Origin of the sequence: Sphingomonas canadensis, from assembly GCF_026013525.1 — a bacterium.
In the GTDB taxonomy this organism is placed as follows: Bacteria; Pseudomonadota; Alphaproteobacteria; order Sphingomonadales; family Sphingomonadaceae; genus Sphingomonas; species Sphingomonas canadensis.
On sequence record NZ_JAPDRA010000002.1, the window covers coordinates 32,237 to 52,945 of the forward strand.

The 20,709-nt window shown below is 69.8% G+C and carries 22 protein-coding genes; 4 read left to right on the top strand and 18 right to left on the bottom strand.

Going from position 1 to position 20,709, the window contains the following annotated elements; translation table 11 throughout:
• Positions 1–6: 6 nt before the first annotated feature.
• The 9 genes from OM513_RS05065 to OM513_RS05105 are packed head-to-tail and all read right to left on the bottom strand — an operon-like array spanning position 7 to position 9,945.
• Positions 7–909 carry an NAD-dependent epimerase/dehydratase family protein gene (locus tag OM513_RS05065; protein ID WP_264943077.1) on the bottom strand — a complete coding sequence of 301 codons (903 nt, stop codon included), beginning with the start codon at positions 907–909 and terminating at the stop codon, positions 7–9.
• A 51-nt stretch (positions 910–960) separates the two neighbouring features.
• Positions 961–2,130 (bottom strand): glycosyltransferase, encoded by a 1,170-nt coding sequence (locus tag OM513_RS05070; RefSeq protein ID WP_264943078.1) that lies wholly within the window; start codon positions 2,128–2,130, stop codon positions 961–963.
• Positions 2,130–3,269 carry an N-acetyl sugar amidotransferase gene (locus OM513_RS05075; protein ID WP_264943079.1) on the bottom strand — a complete coding sequence of 380 codons (1,140 nt, stop codon included), beginning with the start codon at positions 3,267–3,269 and terminating at the stop codon, positions 2,130–2,132. The genes OM513_RS05070 and OM513_RS05075 overlap by 1 nt, the downstream gene beginning before the upstream one ends.
• Positions 3,270–3,271: 2 nt before the next feature.
• Complete coding sequence (locus tag OM513_RS05080; RefSeq protein ID WP_264943080.1) at positions 3,272–4,054, bottom strand: AglZ/HisF2 family acetamidino modification protein; 783 nt, start codon at positions 4,052–4,054, stop codon at positions 3,272–3,274.
• Complete coding sequence (gene hisH / locus OM513_RS05085; protein ID WP_264943081.1) at positions 4,051–4,665, bottom strand: imidazole glycerol phosphate synthase subunit HisH; 615 nt, start codon at positions 4,663–4,665, stop codon at positions 4,051–4,053. The genes OM513_RS05080 and hisH overlap by 4 nt, the downstream gene beginning before the upstream one ends.
• Before the next feature lie 3 nt (positions 4,666–4,668).
• Positions 4,669–5,481, bottom strand: a complete 813-nt coding sequence (locus OM513_RS05090; protein WP_264943082.1) for a class I SAM-dependent methyltransferase — start codon at positions 5,479–5,481, stop codon at positions 4,669–4,671.
• Complete coding sequence (locus tag OM513_RS05095; protein ID WP_264943083.1) at positions 5,478–6,734, bottom strand: oligosaccharide flippase family protein; 1,257 nt, start codon at positions 6,732–6,734, stop codon at positions 5,478–5,480. The genes OM513_RS05090 and OM513_RS05095 overlap by 4 nt, the downstream gene beginning before the upstream one ends.
• 22 nt (positions 6,735–6,756) lie before the next feature.
• Positions 6,757–8,604, bottom strand: coding sequence for an asparagine synthase (glutamine-hydrolyzing) (asnB, locus tag OM513_RS05100; RefSeq protein ID WP_264943084.1), 1,848 nt, complete (start codon positions 8,602–8,604; stop codon positions 6,757–6,759).
• 45 nt (positions 8,605–8,649) lie between these two features.
• Positions 8,650–9,945 (bottom strand): hypothetical protein, encoded by a 1,296-nt coding sequence (locus OM513_RS05105; RefSeq protein WP_264943085.1) that lies wholly within the window; start codon positions 9,943–9,945, stop codon positions 8,650–8,652.
• 172 nt (positions 9,946–10,117) lie between these two features.
• Between OM513_RS05105 and galU the strand changes: the two genes are divergently transcribed.
• Positions 10,118–10,984, top strand: coding sequence for a UTP--glucose-1-phosphate uridylyltransferase GalU (galU, locus tag OM513_RS05110; RefSeq protein WP_264943086.1), 867 nt, complete (start codon positions 10,118–10,120; stop codon positions 10,982–10,984).
• A gap of 38 nt (positions 10,985–11,022) precedes the next feature.
• On the opposite strand, the gene OM513_RS05115 is transcribed toward galU, so the two are convergent.
• The 7 genes from OM513_RS05115 to OM513_RS05145 are packed head-to-tail and all read right to left on the bottom strand — an operon-like array spanning position 11,023 to position 16,055.
• The gene (locus OM513_RS05115; RefSeq protein ID WP_264943087.1) at positions 11,023–11,382 is read right to left on the bottom strand and encodes a DsrE family protein; all 360 of its coding nucleotides are present in this window, start codon (positions 11,380–11,382) and stop codon (positions 11,023–11,025) included.
• On the bottom strand, positions 11,370–12,128 hold the full coding sequence (locus OM513_RS05120; protein ID WP_264943088.1) for a HesA/MoeB/ThiF family protein: 759 nt from the start codon (positions 12,126–12,128) through the stop codon (positions 11,370–11,372). Before OM513_RS05120 ends, OM513_RS05115 begins: the two co-directional genes overlap by 13 nt.
• Positions 12,125–12,502, bottom strand: coding sequence for a hypothetical protein (locus OM513_RS05125; protein WP_264943089.1), 378 nt, complete (start codon positions 12,500–12,502; stop codon positions 12,125–12,127). The genes OM513_RS05120 and OM513_RS05125 overlap by 4 nt, the downstream gene beginning before the upstream one ends.
• On the bottom strand, positions 12,499–12,945 hold the full coding sequence (gene dut / locus OM513_RS05130) for a dUTP diphosphatase (protein WP_264943090.1): 447 nt from the start codon (positions 12,943–12,945) through the stop codon (positions 12,499–12,501). The genes OM513_RS05125 and dut overlap by 4 nt, the downstream gene beginning before the upstream one ends.
• Positions 12,945–13,778, bottom strand: coding sequence for an alpha/beta hydrolase (locus tag OM513_RS05135; protein WP_264943091.1), 834 nt, complete (start codon positions 13,776–13,778; stop codon positions 12,945–12,947). Before OM513_RS05135 ends, dut begins: the two co-directional genes overlap by 1 nt.
• Positions 13,768–14,943: a bifunctional phosphopantothenoylcysteine decarboxylase/phosphopantothenate--cysteine ligase CoaBC gene (gene coaBC / locus OM513_RS05140; RefSeq protein ID WP_264943524.1), complete on the bottom strand. Its 1,176-nt coding sequence runs from the start codon at positions 14,941–14,943 to the stop codon at positions 13,768–13,770. Before coaBC ends, OM513_RS05135 begins: the two co-directional genes overlap by 11 nt.
• A complete protein-coding gene (locus OM513_RS05145; RefSeq protein ID WP_264943092.1) occupies positions 14,943–16,055 on the bottom strand; it encodes a DUF2079 domain-containing protein in 1,113 nt (370 codons plus the stop codon). The genes coaBC and OM513_RS05145 overlap by 1 nt, the downstream gene beginning before the upstream one ends.
• Before the next feature lie 157 nt (positions 16,056–16,212).
• Between OM513_RS05145 and OM513_RS05150 the strand changes: the two genes are divergently transcribed.
• Positions 16,213–16,797 carry a hypothetical protein gene (locus OM513_RS05150; RefSeq protein ID WP_264943093.1) on the top strand — a complete coding sequence of 195 codons (585 nt, stop codon included), beginning with the start codon at positions 16,213–16,215 and terminating at the stop codon, positions 16,795–16,797.
• A gap of 93 nt (positions 16,798–16,890) precedes the next feature.
• Here the strand turns inward: OM513_RS05150 and ubiB are convergent, their stop codons facing one another.
• On the bottom strand, positions 16,891–18,423 hold the full coding sequence (gene ubiB, locus OM513_RS05155; RefSeq protein ID WP_264943094.1) for a 2-polyprenylphenol 6-hydroxylase: 1,533 nt from the start codon (positions 18,421–18,423) through the stop codon (positions 16,891–16,893).
• A 46-nt stretch (positions 18,424–18,469) separates the two neighbouring features.
• Positions 18,470–19,201, bottom strand: coding sequence for a class I SAM-dependent methyltransferase (locus tag OM513_RS05160; protein ID WP_264943095.1), 732 nt, complete (start codon positions 19,199–19,201; stop codon positions 18,470–18,472).
• A 45-nt stretch (positions 19,202–19,246) separates the two neighbouring features.
• Here OM513_RS05160 and mutM point away from each other — a divergent pair, with 45 nt between their 5' ends.
• Both mutM and rpsT read left to right on the top strand, forming a co-directional pair.
• Positions 19,247–20,056 carry a bifunctional DNA-formamidopyrimidine glycosylase/DNA-(apurinic or apyrimidinic site) lyase gene (gene mutM, locus OM513_RS05165; protein WP_264943096.1) on the top strand — a complete coding sequence of 270 codons (810 nt, stop codon included), beginning with the start codon at positions 19,247–19,249 and terminating at the stop codon, positions 20,054–20,056.
• Positions 20,057–20,164: 108 nt separating this feature from the next.
• On the top strand, positions 20,165–20,428 hold the full coding sequence (rpsT, locus tag OM513_RS05170; RefSeq protein ID WP_264943525.1) for a 30S ribosomal protein S20: 264 nt from the start codon (positions 20,165–20,167) through the stop codon (positions 20,426–20,428).
• The last annotated feature ends 281 nt before the right edge of the window (positions 20,429–20,709 follow it).

The following is a 20,709-nucleotide window of genomic DNA, read 5'->3' on the forward strand; positions in this document are numbered from 1 at the left end:
GGCCGTTCAGGCGCGGAGCAGTTCGGCGAGGGTGGTTTCGAACGGGATGCGCGCCTCCCAGCCGGAGGCGGAGCGTAGCGCTTCCGTCCCCGCGAGCAGGCTGGGGCGCTCCACCTTGCGGATGCGGGCGGGGTCCTGAACGATCGCGATCGGCTCGCCCAGGATCGCCTCGCACATGCGCACGACCTCCTCGACGCTGTACTGGCGGCCGGCACCGATGTTGTAGGTGCCCGGATGCCCGGTGATCGCGGTGATCGCACGGGCCATGTCGCGCGCGTCGATGAAGTCGCGGCGCGGATCGATGTTGCCCAGGCTGAGCGTGCGCGTGCCCGTGGCGAGCTGCTTCATGATTTCCGGCAGCAGGTGGGGGTTGGTCTCGCGATGGCCGACGGCGTTGAACAGGCGGCCGATCGTCACCGCGACGCCACTGGCCCGGCCGAAGGCGCGCACCAGCGTCTCGCCCGCGGCCTTGGTGGCGCCATAGACGTCCATCGGGCTCACCGGGTCACCCTCGACATGCGCGCCTTCCTTGGGAGGATAGACCGCTGCGGTGGAGGCGAAGAACAGCCGCGCTACGGGCGTGCCCGCAAGCGAATCGAGCAGGTTCTGGGTGCCGGCCACGTTGATCATCACCGCTTCGGCCGGATGCGCGTCGCAATAGGGGATGAAATGTATCGCGGCGAGGTGATATACCTCCTCCGGCGCGATCGCGGCGACGGCCCCGGCGAGCCATTCGCGGTCGCGCAGGTCGCCCTCGTGCAGCCGCCCGGCGGGAAGCCCCGCAAGATGCTCGCGCCGCCCGTTCAGGAAATTGTCGATGACGTGGACCTCGGCCCCGCGATCTTGAAGCTCGTCGACCACATGCGAGCCGATGAAGCCCGCGCCGCCCGTCACCAATACCCGCTGCATGCAATCCCCTCGCGCACGTCGAACAATTGCGGCGCTCGCACGCGGCTATAGTCAGGAAGCCGGCACCGTGCCAGACGCCAACTTTGGCAGAACAGGTTCCTGGCGGCCGGCGACTTGGGCCAGGAAGGCGAGGCGCTTCGCCTCGATCGCCGCGCTGGTGAGGAACGAAAGGTCGGCGGTCACGCGGCGCCCGGTCCATTCGCGCGCGAAGGCGGCGATGCGCGGGATCGCCTCGCGCACGTTCGCCTCATGGTTGCCGACGGGCAGGACATAGGGAGCCGTGTTCAGCTCCTCCTGCGCCTCGCGGTATCCGATCACCACCGGCAGGCCGTGCATCAGATATTCGCGTACCTTAAGCGGGCAGGCCTCCTCCATCGCCTTGCGGTGGAGCGCCAGCGTGCCCAGGCCGATGTCGCAGCGGGCATAGAGCGCCGACAGCGCCGCCGCGCCGAGCATGCCGTGGAAGACCAGGTTGGGCGGGATCGGCCGGTCCGCGAAATCGGCGGCGGTCATGCCGGCGACATGGAAGGCGCTGGCGGGCATCGCCTCGGCCAGCGCGAAGATCTTGTCCACGCCGTGCCAGTTGGCGGAATCGTCGAGCGTCATCGGCGATCCGGTGAAGACGAAGGCCGGATCGGCATTGCCGGCGGGCGACGCGGGGCTGGGATCGCCCCAGAAGGCGTTGCCGATCACAGCCGCGGGCTTGCCGGCCCAGGCCTCGTGCTCGGCGATCTCGCGCGTCATGCACACGAACCCGCCGACGGAGGTCAGCACGCGCGCTCGCGTCGCCGCCTGGAACCGGTTGAAGGTGCCGCCCCACAGCCGGTTCTCGGCGCCCTCATAGGTGTTGATCTCCGCCACCGACGGCCAGCGGCGCAGGATACCGCCCAGCCCTGGATACCAGGGGCCGTTCTGGCGATAGTAGATCAGATCGGTGCCGAACGCGCGCAGCGCGCGGCGCAGCCGCGGCACCGTCACGATCTTGTTGACGAAGCCCAGCCGCGCGCGGGGATGCCGGTCCAGCATCGCCTGGCCGATCGCGCCGATCACGCGCCCGTGCGCGTCGAACCCAGGCGCGGCGGGCCGGTCCTGCGGCGGCACCACGGTGAATATCTCCGCCTCGTGCCCCGCCGCGCGCCATGCCGCGATCTGGCCGATCATCTTCCGCAGCACCCCGCTCTCGGCATAAGGCGACCATTCGGTGAGATAGGCGATCCGCATCAGGCGCCGCCCTTCTTCATCGTCCGGTACACCTTGCGCGCAGCGTTGAAGAAAGGGCCTGTCAGCCGCTTCTCCCAGCTTTCGAAGTCCGCGAAGCTCGCGGGCGGGGCGGCCATGATCGCGTCGAACTCGGCGCGGGTGAACCCCAGCTTCTTCGCCACGAAGGCGCAGTCATCCTCTTGCAACTGCTCGTCATAGGTCGGCTGCTGGAGCTTGGCGCGTGCCTGATCGCGCGTGATCTCGCCCGTCGAGACGAGGCTGGAGAGGTGCATCTTGCGTTTGTCGAAGCCGAACTTGCGCGGAAGGTACACGCCCTGGAACCAGCGCGTGAACACGCTCTCATGGTGCTTGCCGCCATAATCGCGCCAGCCCAGGTCCGCCTGGATGCGGTCCAGCGCCTTCTCGCGCGAATAATCGGCATAGTTGAGCACGTCGATCGTCTCGACGAAGCCGCCGCGGTACATGCGCAGGAACTCGACGAAATTGATGTGCGGGAAGGTCTTCACGCGCCCGCTGCCGAAGCGGCGGTGGATGCCGGAGATATAGCCATAGTCCATATGGCCCTGCGACCAGGCCGGAGGATGATGGCTCTCGGTCATCACATTGCCGCCGCGCATCACCGTGCGCACGCCGAACTTCTCCGCGACGCGGAACATGATGGTGTTGATCGCGTGATCGGTCGGCACCTCCACGTCCGGCACGGAGGCGAGAAGGAAGGCGCGCTGGATGTCCTTATACTCCTCCCAGTCGATGACATGGGTGTAGAGGTCGATCTCCAGCGCATCGATCGTCGCGGCGATGTTGCTGACCGCGATTTCCGAGTTCCAGCCGTTGTCGAGATGGACGGCCAGCGGGCGCAGGCCCAGATCCTTGACCAGCCATGCGACGTAGGTGGAATCGACGCCGCCGCTGACGCCGATGATGCAGTCATATCGGCGCCCGGCGTTGCGGCGGCGTAGCCTGTCCGCGATCGCCACCATCCGCGCCTGACCCTCGGCACCATGCAGCACCTGGGTGGCGATGGCGGCGTCATGCTCGTGGCAATGGTTGCACACCCCGGCGGCATCGAAGCGGATGTCCGGATCGGTGGTGTCCATCACGCAGCGCGTGCAGACGCGGTAGGATAGCGGGCCGGCCATGCTCAGGCGGGGGTATTCGCCGCGAACAGCGCCTGCAACCGTGCGCGTTTGGGGTAGTTGACCAGCACGGCGCGGTGCGGCCCCTTGTAGACGAAAAGGCTGCCCGCCGCCGCCGCCTGGGCGCCCGCGTCCACCGCGCTGCGCAGATGCTCCGGCTCGCCCGCGCCGCCCAGCGCGATCACCGGCACCGGCACCGCCGCCGCTGCCGCGCGCACCAGATCGAGGTCATAGCCCTGGTAGGTGCCCTCGCGATCGATCGAACTCAGCAGGATCTCGCCCGCGCCCAGTTCCGCCGCGCGCACGGCGAGCGCGACGGGATCGAGCCCGGTGCCCTTGCGCCCGCCCAGGATGCGCGCGCGCTGGCGGCCGAACAGGTCGCGCTTCACGTCGATGCCCGCCACCACCGCCTGTTCGCCGAAGGTGTCCGCGATCTCGCGCACCAGCGCGGGGTTTTCGACCAGCGCGGTCGTCACCGCCACCTTCTCCACGCCCGACTTGAACAGCCGCCGCGCGGCATCCAGGCTGGTGACCCCGCCGCCGTAGCAGATCGGCATGAACGCCTCGCCCGCGATCTCCGCGATGCGATCGAACGGCGGCTCGCGCCGCTCGGTGCTGGCGGTGATGTCGAGCAGGATCAGCTCGTCCACCTCAAGATCGTTGAACAGCCGCACCGCGTTGATCGGGTCGCCGATATACTTCGGGTTACGGAAGCGAACCGTCTTCACCAGCCCTTCGCCGCGCAGCAGCAGGCAGGGGATGGCGCGCGCGGAGACGCCGATGCTCATGCGCCCGGCACCTTCTCGATGAAGTTGCGGATGAAGGTGAGGCCGTAGCGGTGGCTCTTCTCCGGGTGGCACTGGATGCCCCACACATTGCCGCGCCGCACCGCCGCCACCACGCGCCCGCCGTGATCGGTGACGCCCAGCACGTCGCCCTCATCCTCCGGCACGACATGATAGCTGTGGACGAAATAGAAGCGCGCCTCCTCCTCCAGCCCTTCGGCCAGCGGATCGGGCCGGACGAAGCGCACCGCGTTCCAGCCCATGTGCGGCACTTTGAGCGGCGCGGGCACGTCGAAGCGGATCGTGCGTCCGGGTATCCAGCCGAGCCCATCGGCGTCGCCCTCGACGCTGTGGCCTGAAAGGAGCTGCATGCCGAGGCAAATGCCCAGCACCGGGGCGCCACGGGCATGTGCGGCGTCCAGCGCGGCGCGGATGCCGCTGGCGTTCAGCCGCTCCATCGCGCGGCCGAAATGGCCGACGCCGGGCAGGATCAGCTTCGATGCCGCTGCGATGCGATCGGGATCGGCGGAGATTTCCGCCTTGCCACCCGCCTTGCGGCAGATGTTGGCGACCGAGCCGATGTTGCCGGCGTCATAGTCGACGATCACGATCATCGATCAGTCCCGCCGCTGGTACAGCATCGCGATGGCGCCGTAGCGCGTGTCGCGGCGGAGCAGCCGCTTGGCCAGCCCTTTCAGCCCGCCGCTCGTGCCCGGGGACTGCGCGGCCGGCCGGGCCGAAGGCAGGCTTCCCTCCGGCGGCAGGGTGAAGCCGCAGATCGGGCAGGGGATCGGGGTGTGGAACGGGTTGCCGCGCTTGCCCGCGTCGCGGCGGCGCTTCTCGGTCCAGTCCGGCACCAGCCAATAGCGCGCCATCGCACCCGACATCCGTTTGTCCACCGGCGCGAAGCCGTGCGGTTCCAGCAGGCTCGCCAGCATCGCATCGTCATAGCGGCGCATGTGATAGTCCGGATTGAACCGGGAGGTGCAGGAAGGGCAGCGGATCAGCGTGCCTTCCAGATCCTCTTCATAGGGCACGCTGATCAGCACATAGCGGGAGGCGACGCGCGCCAGCTCGCCCAGCCCGCGCTCATAGACGCCGAAGGGCAGGTGCTCGATCACCTCCAGGCAGGTCGCGATATCGAACGATCGATCCGCGAAGGGAAGGGCATCGATCGGGGCCTGGGACTTTTCGGCGCGCACGCATCGCAGGGCGGCTTCCGAACGGTCAACCGCGTGGATGGAGCCGAACGGCCGCCCGCTTGCCATCAGATAGTGGACGAAGGCGCCGTTCCCGCAGCCGACATCGATCAGCGATTGCGCGTCGCCCGGGATCAGCGAGGCGGTGGTGGCATAGCGATCATGCTCGCCCGCCAACGCTTCGTCGGTCCAGAAGTCAGGATTCTCGTAATAGGCGGTTTCGATGCTCATCGAGCGCTCATGTCCTTTGCGAGCCTGTAGGAGATGATCAGATACCCGGCGTACAGCAGCATCTGAAAGACCGTGAGCGAAACCACCATTGCAACGAAGCTGCCGAGCCAGGCACCCGTTCCCACCGCGGCGAGAGCGGACATCGCGTACATGGCCTGAAGTATCGCGTCCAGCCGCTGGCGGCCCGCGAGAAGCAGTATCACGCTCAGCGGACTTACGACGAACCGGGCGAAGACGACCGGCGACATGAGCTGAAGGTAGAAGCCGGCATCGTGCCATTTCGCGCCGAACACGAACGCGAAGAGCTGCGGCCCCGCTACCAGCAGCGGCAGCGTCACCAGCGCCCCCGCCAGGCACAGGCGCTTCAGCGTCGACCGGAACAGCGGCAGGATATCCTCGGGAGTGCTGTGCTGAGGCCCGACGGCGCTGCGGAACACCGATCCCATCGCGGATCCGATCACGCTGATCGGCATCGCCGCCACCCGCTGGCCCAGGCTGTACTGGCCAAGCGCCGCCGCGCTGAACAGCGCGGGCGTGACAAAGGCGACGAGCTGGGCGCCGAGATAGTTGAACACCTCGCTCGGGACCAGGTAGCGCGGGAAGCGCGCGTTGGCCTTCGCATGGGTCAGCACCGTCCCCGGGCGGAGGCGCCGGAGGTATCCGAAAAGCCCCAGGCGGAACCCCAGCATCGCCGCGAACAGCACCTGCCCGGCGACGAACCCGGCGATCAGCCCCATCTCGCCCCAATTGGCGAAGGCGAGCAGGATGCTGATCGCGGCGGCCGCAGCCGCCTGAAGCAGCCTGGCCGCGCTGATATCGGCGAAGCGCTTGATCTGGGTGGCCCAGGCGGTGAGCGCGGCGACGGCGCCGCCGCTTGCGGTGGCGGGCGCGAGCAGCAACATGAACAGGAAGGGATGGTCGGTTGCGGCGCCGGCGAGCAGGGCCGACAAAGGCAGCAGCGCCAGCAGGGCGATGCCCGCGGCCTGGGCGATGCAGAGCGAAAGCAGCGCCAGCTCCGCTGCCTCGTCCGCATCGCGCGCCAGGAACACCGCGCCATCATATTTACCGGTCGAGATCAGCGCGAGCAGGCCCGAAATGGCGAAGAACAGCGCGTATCCGCCGAATTCATGCGGCGAATAGAGCCGCGCCAGAACCAGCATCGAGAGGATGCCGATGGCCTGCGCGGCGGCGGTGCCGCCCATCAGCGTGCTGACCTGGCGCCAATAGCCGCCAACCGGCCGGGAGCTGGTCATGCGGTTAGCGCTGTTGTTTCGATCACGCGGCTGCGCTCGCCACGAGGGGGCCGCCGCCCAGACTGGCCGCGACGTGGCAGGTCCACCGCCGCGCCCAGGGCGAGCGGGGGCCGGCGGCGATCGCGGGCAGCGGAGCATCGCCCATCAGCTTCTGCGCCCATCTGCCCACGGGGGTGGAAAAGCCGGTCTTGGCGCGGTGCAGGATCGCGCCGGGCAGGGGCAGGGCGGGGGCGGCGGCCAGCGGCGCCTTGCCCAGGCGCGCGCCGGGGGCGGTCATCGCCCGGGCGGTGGCGGCCATCAGCACCGGATCGACCAGCGGCACGCGCACCTCCAGCGAATGCGCCATGCTGGCCCAATCGGTGTCGCGAAGGAGCTGGTTGCGCATGTAGAGCGCGGCTTCCAGCGTCGCGACCTTGCCGAAATCGCTCGCGGGCTCGCCGCCCTCGAACGCGCGTTCCGCGCCGAAACCGGGGCCGAGCCGGTCGAGCCCGGTGCGGACCAGATCGCGATCGAGCAGCTCCGGCAGCTCCCAGGGCATGAACACGCCGCGGCGGAGCAGATAGGCGCCGGTCCAGCTCCCGCCATGCTCCAGCATCCCCGCCGCCTTGGGGTTCAGGCCCAGCCGTTCCGGCCCGATGCCGCTGAGCAACTGGCGGGCGAGCGCGCCGAACGGGCGGGCCATGGCGAAGCGCCGCGTCCAGGCCGGCAGGTCGCGAAAGGCGGGATAGCCGCCGAACAGCTCGTCGCCGCCGAGCCCGGACACGGCGACCTTCAGCCCCATCTCGCGCGCGGCCTTGCTGACGAACCAGCTATTCACGCCGTCGATCGTCGGCTGGTCCATCGCCGCCAGGATGCGCGGCAGATCCTCGGCGAACTCGGCTTCGGACACGCGGCGGACGCGGTGGGGCATGCCGTAATGCGCCGCCACCTGGGCGGCCAGCCCGGCCTCGTCATCATGCGCGCCGGCGAACTCGTCGAAGCCCAGCGTCACCGTCGGCACGTCGCGCGCGCCGGTATCGCGCATCAGCCCCAGCAGCGCGCCCGAATCGACCCCTGCCGACAGGAAGCAGCCGACCGGCACATCGGCCTCCAGATGATGGCGGGCGCTGTCCAGCAGCGCGGCGGCGAGGTCCGGCACGGCGCCGCCCGCGGCCGATGCGGCCTCCGCCTCGCGATAGACGGCGCTGACGGAGTGGAAGGGAACCGGGGCGGCGGCGCCGTTCGCGCCGATCGCCATCGAGCTGCCGGCGGGCAGCGCGAACACGTCCGCCAGGATCGTCCACGGCTCGGGCACGCTGCCCCACAGGTAGAAGCCGGTGAGCGCGGCGGGCTCGATCGCGGTCGGGATGGCCCCGCCCGCGGCCAGCGCCTTCACCTGGCTGGCGAAGCGGAACGTGCCGGCGCGGTTGCTGTAATAGAGCGGCTTGATGCCCAGCGCGTCGCGCGCGACGAACAGCTCGCGCCGCTCCAGGTCCCAGATCGCCAGCGCGAACATGCCGCGCAGCCGGGGCAGCATCGCCGCCCCCTCGCGCGCATAGAGCGCCAGGATCACCTCGCTGTCCGAATGGCTGGCGAAGGTGACGCCCTGCGCGATCAGCTCGGCACGCAGCGCGCGGTAATTGTAGATCTCGCCGTTGAAGGTCAGCATCAGCCGGCCGTCGATGCTGGCCATCGGCTGGGCGCCCGCCGCGGAAAGCTCGATGATCGCCAGGCGGCGGTGGCCCAGGCCGATTCGCCCGCCCTCGCCGGTCCACAGCCCTTCGCCGTCCGGCCCGCGCGGCGCCATGTGGTCGCGCGTGCGGATCAGTTCGTCGCGGTCAACCGGCGGCGCCTCTCCAGACCATGCGAATATGCCGTTGATCCCGCACATTCCACGGCCTTCCTCCGCGCCACCGGTTTTGTCAACGCGCGACGGTCAGGCAGGCGCGACGGTGGTCACCGTGCCGCTGGAGCCGCGCCATTTGAGCGCGCCGTTCTCAACGAACAGGATGCCGCCGCCGGACGGGTCGCTCGACGGGACGGTGGTGGCGTCGGCGATGAAGATGCACTTCACGCCGCCGCCGAACGACGTGCCGTTGATCCCCACGTTCAGATTGGCGAGCAGGCGCATGATCTCGCTAGAGGCGTTGACGCGGAACGAGAGATAGTGACCGCTGCCGCCCGTCGCGCCGAGATAGACTTCGCCGGTGTTCAGGTTGTGCGCGAGCTTCGAGAATACGGTGTTGGTGGAATTGGCGAATTCCAGCGCCGGGGTGCCCGAACTCGTGCTGCTCTGAAGCCGCGCGGCGGGATTGGTGGTGCCCGTAATCGTCGCGCGCACCTTGTCGAACCGGTAGCGGGTGGTGCCGCCGATCTTCAGGTCCGCCAGCGCCGATGCGGCGTTGCTGGCGGTATCGGTGATATCGACATCGATCGCGGCGGGCGTGCCGCTGGTGTTCCATTCGCCCGTCACCGTGATCGCAGGCGTCGCGCCCGATCCCGTGACCGAATAGCCGGTGACGGCGATCGCGCCCGCGTCCGCGTCCGGGGCCAGCGCCAGCGAGCCCAGCGATGCGGCCGGCGCCTCGATCGTGCCGGTGCCGTCCACCTTGGCCAGCGTGGTCCAGGTGGTTGTGCCGGAATCATAGGTGCCGAAATGGACGATGTCGTCCGCGGGATCGACCACCGAGAAGGACACCACCGGGCTGGCGCGCGTGCCCGGCTGGCCGCTGTTGTTGAAATCGATCGTACGGCCGGTGGAGGAGCCGGCCTCATAGCCGATCACCGAAAGCCGCGTGGCGCCCAGCCCTTCCCATTCGAAGCGGGCATTCTGCGCGATCATCGTCATCGTCGCCGCGCTTTCGAGCGAGAAGCGATTGGTGCCCATGCCGCGCAGCACCGCGGCATCGCCGATGGCGGCGGCGTTCTCCCAATAATAGCGCATCACCTGGGCCGGACGGCCGGTGCTGGGGCTGGTCAGCGAGGTGAGCGCCATTTCGCCTGCGTTGCCGGCGCGTACCATACCGCCCAGCGAGGTTCCCGCCGCGTTGCTGATGACGATCTCGCCATCCTTCACAACCTTGAAGATCGTGTCGCCGCCCGAGGTGAACTCAAGGAACTTCGACGCGGCGGAGGAGGCCGTGTCCGTCACGTTCACCTTGATTCCGCCGAATACGCTTCCCGCGTCGTTCCATTCCTCGCCGTTGAGGGTGAGGATGTCGAATCCTGCCATGCTATTCTCTCCTGATCTTCGGGGACGGGTTCGAATGTCCCGGCCCCGAAGCTAGGAGCTATCGCTTTCCCTGACATTTCAATATCCGTGCAGGTAATCGCGCCGTTTGCCACATTGTATTGCACCGCAGCGAAGCGCCGTATATCCAGCGGACCACAACGAAGGGGTCAGCATGTCGATCAAACCGCTGCGCAAGGCAGTGTTCCCGGTCGGGGGACTGGGAACGCGATTTCTTCCCGCGACCAAGGCGATTCCCAAGGAGATGCTGCCGGTGGTGGACCGGCCGTTGATCCAATATGCCGTCGATGAGGCGATCGAGGCGGGGATCGAGCAGATGATCTTCGTCACCGGCCGCGGCAAGAGCGCGATCGAGGACCATTTCGACATCTCCTACGAGCTCGAGCACACCATGTCCTCGCGCGGGAAATCGCTCGCGGTGCTCGACGGATCGCGGCTGAAGCCGGGCAACGTCGCCTATGTGCGCCAGCAGGAGCCGATGGGGCTGGGCCATGCCGTGTGGTGCGCGCGCGACATCGTGGGCGACGAGCCCTTTGCGGTGCTGCTGGCGGACGATTTCATGGTCGGCCAGCCGGGCTGCCTGAAGCAGATGGTCGAGGCCTATAACAAGACCGGCGGCAACATGATCTGCGCCCAGGAAGTCGCCTGGGACCAGACCGACAAATATGGCGTCATCACCCCCGGCACGCGCGACGGCGCGCTGACCGAGGTGAAGGGCCTGGTCGAAAAGCCCAAGGCGGGCACGGCGCCGTCGAACCTGGCGGTGATCGGCCGCTACATCCTCCAGCCCGAGGTGATGCGCGTGCTGGAAGGGCAGGAGAAGGGCGCGGGCGGCGAGATCCAGCTCACCGACGCGATGGCGCGGATGATCGGCGACCAGCCGTTCCACGGCGTCACCTTCGCGGGCACGCGCTATGATTGCGGCGACAAGGCGGGCTTCATCCACGCCAACATCGCGATGGCGCTGGGCCGTGAGGACATCGGGCCTTCGGTGCGCGAGTTCCTGACCACGCTGGGGTGAGGGCAGGGGGCTCCGGTGCCGCCGGAACAGGACAGACTCTAGACGCTGTCCAGCCGGTCGTCGTCCAGCGTCGCTAGCAGGCCCATCAGTCCCCCGGTCTCGAATCCGGGGGGCAGGTCGCGCTCTGCCAGTCCGGCCAGCGCGAGCCCGGTCTGGCAGGCGATCAGCGCCACGCCCGCCTCCGCCGCGGTGGCGATAAGCCCGGCGCGATCGGGAAGCCCGTGCGCGGCCAGCAGCGCGGCGTCCGGGTCCGCGCCGGGCGCGAGCAGCGGCACCGCGGCCTCATGGACGAACAGCCGCGTGCGCCCGCCCAGCGCGGCATGGGCGCAGGCCAGCGTCAGCGCCGATCGCAGCCGGCCGGCGTCGGCGCCCGCGACCAGGATCGTCAGCCCGCGCATGCGAAGCAGCCGGGGTCTTTGGGCAGCGTCAGCGTGCGGAAGCGCAGCGACAGCGCGTCGGCGAGCAGCAGCTTGCCCGCGCTGTCTTCACCGAAGGGCACCAGCGCGCGGATCGTCTCCAGCGCGGCCAGGCTGCCCATCATGCCGGTGAGCGCGCCCAGCACGCCCTGTTCGGAACAGCTCACGCCTTCGCGCTGCGGATCGCTGCCGACGAAGCAGCGGTAGCAGGGCTTGTCCTTCTCCCAGCCGCGGAACACGCCGAGCTGTCCCTCGAACTCGGCGACCGCGGCGGAGACGAGAGGGATGCGCAGCCGGTGCGCGGCGTCGGCCACCGCCAGCCGGGTATCGAAATTGTCGCTGCCGTCCAGGATCACGTCCGGCGCGGCCTGTGCCAGCAGCTCGCGCGCATTCTCGCGGGTGATGCGCCGGGCGATGCCGGTGAAGGCGACGCCGGGGTTCAGCCGCGCCACCGCATCGGCCGCCGCCTCCACCTTCGGCCGCCCGATCTCGCGCGTGGCGTAGAGCGTCTGGCGCTGGAGGTTGGAGAGCGCGACCCGATCGTCGTCGATCGCGGTCAACCGGCCAAGGCCCGCGGCGGCAAGATACTGGATCGCGGGCGATCCGATGCCGCCCGCGCCGATCAGCAGCGCATGGCATTCGGTGAGGTGGGCCTGGCCGCTGCCGCCGATCTCGCGCAGCACGATATGCCGCGCATAGCGGTCGAGCTCATCGTCGGTCAGCGTCATCGCTGCCAGGAGAAGGTCAAGCTCGTCTTGTACCATAGCGGATTGTCACCCACCCGCGGCAGCATGTTGCCCCGGGCAAAGCCGGCGGCGAGCCCCGCGGCATATTGCTCCACCGTCGGGCAGTTGATCGCGCGCGGTATCGCGGTGCGCAACTCGCCCGATCCGTCGATCAGCATCGCGACGTCCACGGTCAGGCTGCCGCGGCGCGCCGTGCCCTGAACCTTGCAGTGGCGCGAGACGGCCTCGCGTCCCACGAAGGCGTTCATCGCGGGGGTGATCGCCGGCGGCGAACGCAGCGGCAGGACCGGAAGCGCGTTCCAGTCGATCGGGCCGATCTGCAGCGCCGCGGCCAGGGTGATCGCGACAAGGCTCACCGGCCGGTGGACCCGAATCCGCCCGCGCCCCGCGCGGTCTCGTCCAGCGAGGCCGTTTCCTCCAGCTCGGCGCGCTGGACGGGGGCGGGGACGAGCTGGGCGATGCGATCGCCGCGGGCGATGACGAACGGGTCGGCGCCCAGGTTCGCCAGGATCACCTTCACCTCGCCGCGATAGTCGCTGTCGATGGTGCCGGGGGTGTTGAGGCAGGTCACGCCATGCTTCAGCGCCAGGCCCGAACGCGGGCGCACCTGCACCTCAAAGCCTTCGGGAATCGCCATGGCGAAGCCGGTGGCGACCGCGTGGCGCGCGCCCGGCGCGATCGTCAGGTCCTCCGCCGCGACCACGTCCATCCCCGCCGCCCCGGCGGTGGCATAGGCGGGCAGCGGCAGCCCCTCGCCATGCGGCAGGCGCAGGATCGCGATACGGATCGGGGGCAGCATCAACGCTTCTCCGGCAGGCTGGCGGCAAGGCGGACGGTGGCGGCCAGCACCTCCGGATCGCCGAGCAGGTCGTGGCCCTTGCCGGGCAGGATTCGATAATCGGTCGCCACGCCGCGCAGCACCAGCGATTCGGCATAGGCGCGCGCGAAGCGGACCGGGATGAGCGGATCATCGGCGCCGACCAGCACCGCGGCGCGCAAGGCGGGTGATACGCCGCCCGCCGTCTTGAGCGGGTCCAGGCTGGCGGTGGCCGCCGACCAGGCCTTGTTCCCGGTGCGCTTCGCCATGTGCGCGCGCCATTCGGGCAGCGAGCAGGGGCAGCCCGCCAGCACGATACCGTCCACCAGCGCGGGATGCAGCCCGGCCAGGTTGGCGGCGATCGCCGCGCCGCCATCGTCGCCCACCAGCACGACGCGCGCGCGCGGATAGGCGGCGCGCAGGCGGGCGATGGTGCGCTCGACATCGGCGAGCCGGGGCGCGTCATAGCTGTCGCCGGTGGCATTGCCGGGATCTCCGGGGGATTTGTTGCCCTTCGCGTCCGAATAGCCGGGGCGAAGGATCGTCACCGCGGCGCTATCCGGCACCGCCTGCTGCGAGGCGGCGGCGAAGGCGAGTTCGTCGCCGCGCGTGCCCGGGGCGGCATCGCCGTGCAGCACCACCACCAGCGTGCGCACGCGGCGCGGCGCCAGCGTGCGGAAGGTCTCGACATGGAGCCTGAGGCCCGGCGCTGGACGGGGCGCGCCGGGGCCGGCCGGGCCGCCGGCGTGGGGCGCGCAGCCCGCCAGCGCCAGCCCGGCGGCGAACAGGGGGAGGGCGATCAGCCTAGAGCGCATCGGCGATCCGCTCCGCCAGCCGTGCCGCCACCTGATCCTTGGGCATGCGATCCCAATGCTCGACTCCCTGCGCGGTGACGATATGGACGCTGTTGTCGTCGCCGCCCATCACGTCGCCGGAAACGTCGTTGGCGACGATCCAGTCGGCGCCCTTGCGTGCCCGCTTGGCGATGGCGTGCTCGATCATGTCCCCGGTCTCCGCCGCGAATCCTATCACAAGCGGCGGGCGGCGGGCATCCCCGGCGATCGTTGCCAGGATGTCGGGGTTCTCGGTCAGCGTCAGCATGGGCGGCCCCTTGCCGTCCTTCTTGATCTTCTGGCCGGTCGCCTCGGTCCGCCAGTCGGCGACGGCGGCGACCATCACCGCGGCGTCGGCGGGCAGCGCGGCGGCGGCAGCGGCGGCCATCTCGCGCGCGGTCTCCACATCGACGCGCGTTACGCCCGGCGGTGTCGCCAGCGCCACCGGTCCGGCCACCAGCGTAACCCGCGCGCCCAGAGCGGCCAGCGCCCCGGCGATCGCGAAGCCCTGCTTCCCCGACGATCGGTTCGCGATGTAGCGCACCGGATCGATCGGCTCATGCGTCGGCCCAGCGGTGACAAGGATGTGGCGGCCCGCGAGCCTGCCCTGCGCGGGACGTCCATGCGACTGGATCGCGGCCAGGATCGCCTCGGGCTCCGGCAGGCGGCCGGGGCCGTATTCGCCGCAGGCCATCGGCCCCGCGTCCGGCTCCAGCACGGTCACACCGTCGGCGCGCAGCCGGGCGACGTTGCGGCGGGTGGCGGCGTGCTGCCACATCCGCACGTTCATCGCGGGGGCGGCCAGCACCGGCTTGTCGGTGGCGAGCAGCAGCGTGGTCGCCAGATCGTCGGCGATGCCCGCCGCCATCCTGGCCAGCAGATCGGCGGTCGCGGGGGCGACGACGATCAGATCCGCCTCGCGGCTGAGCTGGATATGGCCCATCTCGGCCTCGTCCTTCAGGTCCCACAGCGTGGTGAAGACCTGGTTCTCGCTCAGCGCCGCCAGCGTCATCGGGGTGACGAAATGGGAGCCGCCATCGGTCAGCACGCATTTCACCGCGATCCCGGCCTTGCGGCACAGGCGCACCAGCTCGCACGCCTTGTAGGCCGCGATGCCGCCGCCGACGATCAGGAGGATGCGCTGGATCACTGGGCGATCCTTGTCACGGTAACCCGCCGCCTGTCGAGCGACTGGCGGGCCAGATCGCGCAGCCCGTCCGGAACGAAGGCCAGTCCGGCGAGTATCACGGGGGACGCCATGAGCGCCCAATAGAAGGTATCGAGCCGCGCGAACAGCGCCAGCGCCAGCGCATAGCCCGCGAACAGCGCCAGCGCGCGCGCCGCCAGCGGATCGTTCCAGCTCGCCCAGCCGAACAGCGCCAGCCCGACCAGCGGCGCGGCGGCCCACAGCGGCACGAGCTGGAGCGCGGTGGAAAGCGCGATGCCCTTCACGAACAGTCCCGGCCCCTGAAGCCCCAGCCAGCCGGGCGAGGCGGGATCGTTCGGCCCGGTGACGCCTGCCACCGCCCAGGCATGGACGCCCAGCACCGCGGCGAACAGTAGCAGCGCCGCGCCCCATCCCATCGCCTCGCGCCGCGCGCCCTCCCGCCAGGCGAAGACGGCCATGACGAGGACATAGAGCGCGGCGGTCTCGCGGATCAGCATCGCGGCCAGCCCGATCGCCGCCGCCTCGATCCAGCGCCCCGGCCGCCGCAGCGCCAGGCTGAGCGCCACCAGCAGCCCGGCCCAGATCTCGTGGAAGGCCGCCAGCCCCGGCTGGAAGAAGGCGAGCATCGACCCCGCGAGCAGGAGGGCTGCGATCAGCCGCGGGGCGAGGCGCGGCATCGCCTCGGTCAGCCGCAGCATCCACGCCATGCCCGTGAACAGCGCCAGCGCCACCAGCAGCATCCCGGGCAGCCAGGGCGGCATCGAAGCCTCCGCCGCCGCCAGCGCGGGCTGGCGCATCGTCAGGAAGGGGCGCAGCGGATAGCCGCCCGCGCGCAGCGCGTCCGCCGCCACCTCGTAATAATTGCCGCCGCCGCGCACCCCGGCGACGATATCCTCATAGACGCCCAGATCGGTGCGGTTGCGATCGCCGCCGGAGGACGCGCCCAGCGCGGGCGGATCGCCGATCGCCAGCGCGGCGAAGCAGGCCGCGACGAGCAGCGCGAGCAGCGCAAGCGCCAGCCGCGCGTGCGCCTTGCGCAGGCCCGCGAAACGCGACGGCGCGGCAAGCCAGAGGGGATCCGAACGGGCCATTCCCGCGCGGGACTACACGGGCAGCGGGAGCGGTGTCGAGATGCGACCGGCAGCGGCGCGGACTGTACATTCGTCCCGTTGACTTGGGGCGGCCCGCGGGGTTGTTGCGGGGTAGGGCGGACGCCGCGTGCGGGGCCGCGTTATCGGGGAAAGAAACATGCGTAATCTCAGCATTTTGACGCCGCTTCTCGCAGCCGGTCTGGCGGCCTGCGGCGGGGGCGGGGCACCCGCCGGGAACGGCGCCGCGCCGGCCAATGCCGCCGCGCCCGCGGCCACCCCTGCTGCTGCCGCTGCTGCCCCCGCAGCCGCGCCGGCGGCCGGCACGCCCTTCGCCAAGGTGGGCGATTGGGAGATCGAGAAGCTGGCCAGCGGCTGCTCCGCGATGGTGCTGACGGGCAGCGAGGAAGGCGTGCGGCTGGAAAGCAACGCGACCGAGTTCAAGATCGGCTTCTCCGGCCTCGGCTCGGCGGCGGACAATGCGCCGATGAAGGTCTCCTACTGGTTCGGCACGGCGCGCGAGGGCGTGCTGGAGGCCACCGCGGCGCTGGTGCCGGATTCCAACGGATTCGAATGGCGCACGATCGTCGAGAAGGTTGCCGACATGCCCTCGACCGACGGGTTCGCCAATTCGGGCCAGGTCAACTTCGCCTATCAGGTGGACGGCAAGGAGCATGTCCAGGTGATCCCGCTCAGGCAGAGCCATGATGCGGTGGGCAAGCTGATCGCCTGTTCGCAAGGCTGATCCGGCCCTCTTCCCGGGGCCGGCGGGGCCCGCCGCAACGCACGCGCGGCGGGCCCTTTTTCATAGGCGGGCAGGTTTCATGGATCGGGGGGCTCAGCCCAGCAGGTACATCGCGGCGGCGCCCGCCGCGGCCGCCAGCGCGGCGACCAGGCCGTAGCGCCAGCCGCCGCCCACGCGCACCACCTCGATCGCCTTCAGCGGCGGGGCGGGCGGCGCGCCGCCGGGGGTGGGGAAGCGGCGTTCGATGTTGCGGATGAGCTGCGGCAGCCGCGCCAGCGTGCGGAAATCCTCCACCAGCCGGTCGGCCACCATCGCCTCGGGGCCAAGCTCGGTGCGGATCCATTCGCCGACGAACGGGCCGGAGGTCTCCCACAGGTTGATCTCGGGATCGAGCCCGCGCGCCACGCCCTCCACCATCACCATCGTCTTCTGCAGCAACAGCAGGTGCGGCTGGGTCTGCATGTCGAAATCGCGGGTGATCGTGAACAGCCCGTCGAGCATGCCGCCGACCGACATTTCCTTCACCGGCAGCCCGCGCATCGGCTCGCCCACCGCGCGCAGCGCCGTGGCGAACTCGTCGACATTATGGTGCGGCGGGACATAGCCGGCCTCGAAATGGATCTCGGCCACGCGCTTGTAGTTGCCGGTGATCAGCCCGTAGAGGATCTCCGCCAGCCAGACGCGCGCGCGCCGGTCGATCCGGCCCATGATGCCGAAATCGATCGCCGCGATCCGCCCGTCGGGCAGCGCGAACAGGTTTCCCTGGTGCATGTCGGCGTGGAAGAAGCCGTCCGAGATCGCCTGGCGCAGGAAGGCGCGGACCAGCGTTTCGGCCAGCGCGTGCGTGTCGTGCCCCGCGGCGACCAGCGCCTCGCGGTCGGAGAGCTTGATGCCGTCGATCCATTCGAGCGTCAGCACCTTGCCGGTGGTGCGCTGCCAGTCGATCTCCGGGACCATATAGCCCGGCTCCGACGTCATATGCTCCTTAAGTTCGGACGCGGACGCGGCCTCGCGCCGCAGGTCCAGCTCGCGCGCGGTCCAGCGCTTGAAGGTCTCGATCACCAGGCGGGGGCGCAGGCGCGAAGCCTCGCCGCCCAGCGCCTCTAGCTGCGCTGCGGCCCATTCATAGGTCTCGATCGCCCGGGCGAACTCGTTCTCGACGCCGGGGCGCAGCACCTTCACCGCCACCTTGCGCCCGTCGGTGGTTACCGCGCGGTGGACCTGGGCGATCGACGCGGCGCCCACGGGCACCTCCTCGATCGCGGCGAACATCCGCTCCAGCCCGTTGCCCAGGCTGGCCTGCATCCGCGCGCGGATGACGGCGAAGGGCAGCGGCGGCAGCGCGTCCTGAAGGCGCAACAGATCGTTCGCCACCGCTTCGCCGACGATGTCGGGGCGGGTGGCCAGCGTCTGGCCCAGCTTGATCGCGGCGGGGCCGATCGCCTGGAAGGCATCGGCATAGCGCGGCACCGCCGGCACGCGCGCGCCGAAACGGGCGATCCGCGCCAGGCGGCGGACCTGCGCGGGCGTGTGCGGATCGCGCTCGATCCCGGTCAGCGCCCCATGCCGCGCCAGCGTGCGGCCCCACTTGAGGAGCCGCCAGAGGTGGACGACGGGGTGGGTCACGTGGCGGTTCGCGCCGCGTCCCGCGCGGGCATGGCGCCGGCGCGCATCAGATCTTCCAGCCCGAATGGATCGCGACCAGCCCGCCCAGCACCGGCTCGGCCCGCGTGCGGATGAAGCCCGCCTCGCCGATCATCCGTTCGAAGCTGGGCATGTCGGGAAAGCGGCGGATCGATTCGATCAGGTAGCGATAGCTGTCCTCGTCATCGGCCAGCAGCTTGCCCAGCTTGGGCACCAGATGGTGCGAATAGGCGTCATAGACCTGGGCGAAGCCCGGCCAGACGGTGGTCGAGAATTCCAGGCAGAAGAAACGGCCGCCGCGCTTCAGCACGCGATGCGCCTCGCGCAGCGCCGCGGGGATGTCGGTCACGTTGCGGATGCCGAAGGCGATCGTATAGCCGTCGAAGAAGCGGTCCGGGAACTGCAGCTTCTCGGCGTTCGCCTCGGTCCACACCAGATTGTCGATGCCGCGTTCGGCGGCGCGCTCGACGCCCACCGCCAGCATCTCCGGGTTGATGTCGGCCACCGTCACCGCCGCGCCGGACTTCGCCAGGCGGAAGGCGATGTCGCCGGTGCCGCCGGCCATGTCGAGGATCGTCTCGCCCGCCTGCGGCTTCACGCGGCGGACGAAGCGATCCTTCCACAGCCGGTGCAGGCCGCCGGACATGGCGTCGTTCATCAGGTCGTAGCGGCTGGCCACATTCGAGAAGACGGCACCCACGCGGCGCGTCTTCTCCTCGGGGGCGACGTCTTCGTAGCCGAAGGAAACGGTGTCGGACATGGGGGCGCTCTAGCGGGGCGCGGCGGGGGAGGCTAGGGGGCGGCGATGCCAGAGCTGCCTGAAGTCGAGACCACCGTCCGCGGCCTGCGCCCCGTGCTGGAAGGGCAGCGCATCGAACGGGTGACGGTGAACCGCCCCGATCTGCGCCGCCCCTTCCCGCACGACCTGGGCCAGCGGCTGACCGGCGCCACCGTCACCGGCCTGGGCCGCCGCGCCAAATATGGGCTGGTCGAGACCGACCGGGGCGACACCATGGTGTTCCACCTGGGCATGTCCGGGCGATGGCGCATCGATCCGGCGGAGGCGGGCAAGCACGATCATCTGCTGCTCGATACGCCGGGGCACCGGCTGGCGCTCAACGACGCGCGGCGCTTCGGCTCGGTCGATCTGGTGCCCAGCGCTGAGCTGGCCGCCTGGCCCCCCTTCGCGGCGCTGGGGCCGGAGCCGCTGGGGCCGGATTTCTCCGCCGCGCATCTGGCCGCCGCCTTCGACGGACGGATCGCGCCGGTGAAGCTGTTGCTGCTCGATCAGCGGATCGTGGCCGGGCTGGGCAACATCTATGTGTGCGAGGCGCTGCACATGGCGGGCATCGCCCCGGTGCGCGAGGTGGGGCGGATCGCGCGCGCGCGGCTGGCCCGCCTGGTCGATGCGGTGCGCGAGGTGCTGGAGGCGGCGATCGCGGCGGGCGGATCGACGCTGCGCGACTATGCCCGGCCCGATGGCGAGCTGGGCTATTTCGCCAAGCAGTGGCGCGTGTACGGGCGCGAGGGGGAGGATTGCGCATGCGGCGCCCCGGTGCTGCGCCGGGTGGATGGCGGGCGTTCCACCTTCTGGTGCGCGAAATGCCAGCGGTGAACGCGCATCCGGTGGTTGACCCGAATCGCCTCAGCCGTTAAGGGGCCGGGCTTTCCGGGCGTGGGCCAGTTTCCCGCGCCCTTCATTTTCGAGCAGGAACAAGACGGCATGGCGAATACGCCGCAGGCGAAGAAGCGTATCCGGCGCAATGCGCGCCGCGCGGAGATCAATGGTGCGCGCGTCAGCCGCATCCGGACCTTCGTGAAGAAGGCCGAGTCCGCGCTGGAGTCGGGCGACAAGGCTGCCGCGACCGCCGCGCTGGCCGCCATGCAGCCTGAGCTGGCTCGCGGCGTTGCGAAAGGCGTGCTTCACAAGAACACCGCCTCGCGCAAGTTTTCGCGTCTCACGAAGCGCCTCGAAGCGCTCGCATAACCGTCATTTTTCTGAAATCGGGATGCCGCCGGAGAGTCTCCGGCGGCTCTTTTTGCGTGTGCGAAATGGCCGTTTCGGCCCCGTTATTGCATGCGAAAAGACGAATCGGCGGAACCCGCAGGAACGCGCGAGTCGCGTGCCATCCCGCCCGCAATCTTGATTAATATCGTTTCATTTCAACGATGTAATTAGCGTGCAACTGGCTGTTCCGCAGAATTCCTTGAGTTCCGCGATGTCAACAAAACTATTTCAATTTTATTGCGCGCGGCCCTCTTGAACGA